Source organism: Streptomyces sp. UNOC14_S4 (assembly GCF_020740835.1).
Lineage (GTDB): Bacteria > Actinomycetota > Actinomycetes > Streptomycetales > Streptomycetaceae > Streptomyces.
The window spans coordinates 1-2,740 of the sequence record NZ_JAINFC010000737.1; the positions used below are offsets into that span (position 1 = coordinate 1).

Genomic DNA, 2,740 nt, shown 5'->3' on the forward strand with positions numbered 1-2,740 from the left:
GTCCTCCCCGGAGACCCTGTTCCGCCGGATCACCGACTACGCGAACCGCGCCGACCCCTACCCGCTCTACGCCGAACTGCGCGAGCACGGGCCGGGGCCGGTGCGCCAGGAGGACGGCTCGTACCTGGTGGGCACGTACGACGAGATCGCCGCGCTGCTCCACGACCCGCGCGTCAGCTCCGACCCGCGCAGCCGCGCCGAACCCTTCAGGGACTCCCTGGCCCTCCAGGAGGGCATGCCGGTGTCCTTCATCGGCCAGGACGACCCCGAGCACGACCGGCTCCGCAGACTGGCCATGCGGCACTTCGGGCCGCCCCACACACCCCGCCGCGTCGACGCGCTCCAGGGCGATCTCGTCCGCATCGCGGAGGAACTCGCGATGAGCTTCGGGGACAGGGAACGCCTCGACCTCGTCGACGACTTCGCCTTCCCCCTGCCCGTCACCGTCATCTGCCGCCTGCTCGGCGTGCCGCCCGGCGACGTGCCGCAGGTCCACGACTGGGCCGACACCGTCGTCGCCGGGCTCGACTTCACCCCCGACGAGGACCCCGAACCCCGTCGGCGCGCCGCCCAGGAGGCACGCGCCGCCATGGGCAGGTACCTGGGCGAGCTCGCCGAGGAACGGCGCCGCCGCCCGACCGACGACATGCTCTCCGCCCTCGCCAACGACGACGGACCGGAAGGGCGGCTCACCCAGCCGGAGCTGATGGTCACCTCGGTGCTGCTGCTCATCGCCGGGCACGAGACCACCGTCAACCTGATCGGCAACGGCATGCTCACCCTGATGCGCCACCCCGACGTGCTGGAGAAGCTCCGCGCCGATCCCACGCTGATGCCGGGCGCGGTGGAGGAACTGCTCCGCTACGAACCCCCGGTGCAGTTCCTGCCCCAGCGCACCCCGCTGGCCGACATCGAGGTGGGCGGGGTCACCGTGCCCGAGGGCGTGCCGCTGATCCTCGTGCTCGCCTCCGGCAACCGCGACCCACGGCGCTTCACCGACCCCGACCGCTTCGACATCACGCGCCGGGACAACCAGCACCTGGGCTTCGGCAGCGGCGTCCACAACTGCTTCGGCGCCCCCCTGGCCCGGATGGAGGCCCGTATCGCGCTGACCACACTCCTGGACCGGCTGGACGATCCCCGGCTGCTCCAGGACCCGCCCGAGTACCGCCGCAGCCCCGTCCTGCGCGGCCCCCGCCACCTGCCCGTCGAACGGAAGCCCCGGAGCTGAGCGGCCGGTCAGCGGTCCGCGGCCCCCACCACCGTCCGCCGCCAGCGCTCGTGGAGGGTGCCCAGGCCGGGGAGCGCGCGGTCGGTCATGAAGCACGCCGCCGAGACACCCTCGTACGTCACCATCAGCGTGCCCAGGGGACTGGCCTCCGGCAGACAGCCCACCGGCAGCACCCGGGTCACCGGGTCGCCGTCGAACTCCAGCCGGTGCCGGAGCACCAGCCCCGACACGCCCATGGCCGCGGTCGCCGGGGTGACGACCGTCCGCAGCAGCCGCGGCAGGACCGAGGCGGGGACGCCCGGCATGGACGCGGCGACACGGCGCAACGCCTCCCGCAGGCCCACCGACTTCAGCGGCTCCGTCGCCCGGACCGCGCCGTCCAGCCGCCGCGCGAGGGGCATGGACCCGCCCGGCAGGACGAGCCGCACCATCGCCGTCCGGTTGCCGGGCGCCGCGGCCTCCTCGGGGCGGCGGATGTTCGTGGGCATGATCAGCGGCAGCTCGGGCGAACGCCCGGCCGGGGGCCAGTGACACGTCCCCCAGTCCTGCACCGCGTGGGCCAGCGTGGCCAGATAGGCGTCGTTGGCGCTCCCGCCCCGGCTGCGGCCCACGGCCCGCAGCCGGGCCGTGGGCACCTCCGCCCAGCGGAAGCGCCGCCGCGGGGACAGCGGGTACCGGGCGGACGCCCAGATCCGGGACCGCGCCGTCGCGCCCGCCGCGGTCGCCAGCGCCTGGAGACGGTCCGGGAACGTGACGCGCGGGGTGGGGGAGAGCGCGGCGAACACCGCCGACGACTCGCGGTCCGGGGTGCCGTGCGGGGTGAAGAGCGTCTCCAGCGTGTGCAGCATCCCCGCGCCGTCCTGCATCGAATGATGGACGAGGTACAGCAGGGCGTACCGGCCCGGTTCGTGGCCGTGGAGCAGCCACACGCGCCAGTGCGGCGCCGCCTCCGGCAACGGCCGCCGGATGAGCCGCTGCACGGCCCGCTCCACCTGCCCGGGGCCGGGCGGTAACGCGTGCTCCACGACGTGCCGCACCGGATCGGGGCACTCCTCCCGCGCCCACCCCCGGCCCGCGTCCGTCAGGAAGTGCGTGAGCGCGGGCAACGCGGGCAGCCGGTCACCGACCCGGGCACGCAGCCGGTCGATGTGCGGTGCCGTACCCGTGAGATGGAGCAGCACCCCGATGCGGAGCTGCGCGTCGGGGTGGTGCACGGGAAAGGCGCGCATGGCGCGGTCGACGGGGGTGGGAGCGGTGAGAGTGCGCGGGGCCATGGCCGGAACGTAGCGGGCCGGTGGCCGGGTTGCCTACGGGCGGATTCCGGCCGGGTGATCGGCGCCCACGACGCCTGTCGGGGCGCCCTCGTGCCGACGGCAATGGAAGGGTGAACCGGAAGCCGGTGCCGCGGCCTCCTTCGGGGGAAGTGCCGTGCTTCCGGGAACCGGGTGCGTGGCCCGTGCAGTGACGCGAACTCCCTTGGTGGAAAAGGGGAGGTGGTGCGTTTTGGGC

2 protein-coding genes are annotated in these 2,740 nt (G+C 74.5%); one reads left to right on the forward strand and one right to left on the reverse strand.

Translation table 11 applies throughout. The features are described 5' to 3' along the window. The coding region (locus tag K6I34_RS35110) for a cytochrome P450 (protein WP_229332082.1) at window positions 1-1,231 on the forward strand (1,231 nt) is incomplete at its 5' end. Between the two features lie 8 nt (window positions 1,232-1,239). On the opposite strand, the gene K6I34_RS35115 is transcribed toward K6I34_RS35110, so the two are convergent. Beyond that, entirely contained in the window at window positions 1,240-2,505 is a 1,266-nt protein-coding gene (locus K6I34_RS35115; RefSeq protein WP_229332083.1) for a wax ester/triacylglycerol synthase family O-acyltransferase, read from the reverse strand. Between the last annotated feature and the right edge of the window lie 235 nt (window positions 2,506-2,740).

Excerpts from the sequence above, each read along its gene's own strand:
- K6I34_RS35115 (WP_229332083.1), bottom strand. The coding sequence starts at position 2,505 with ATGGCCCCGCGCACTCTCACCGCTCCCACCCCCGTCGACCGCGCCATG.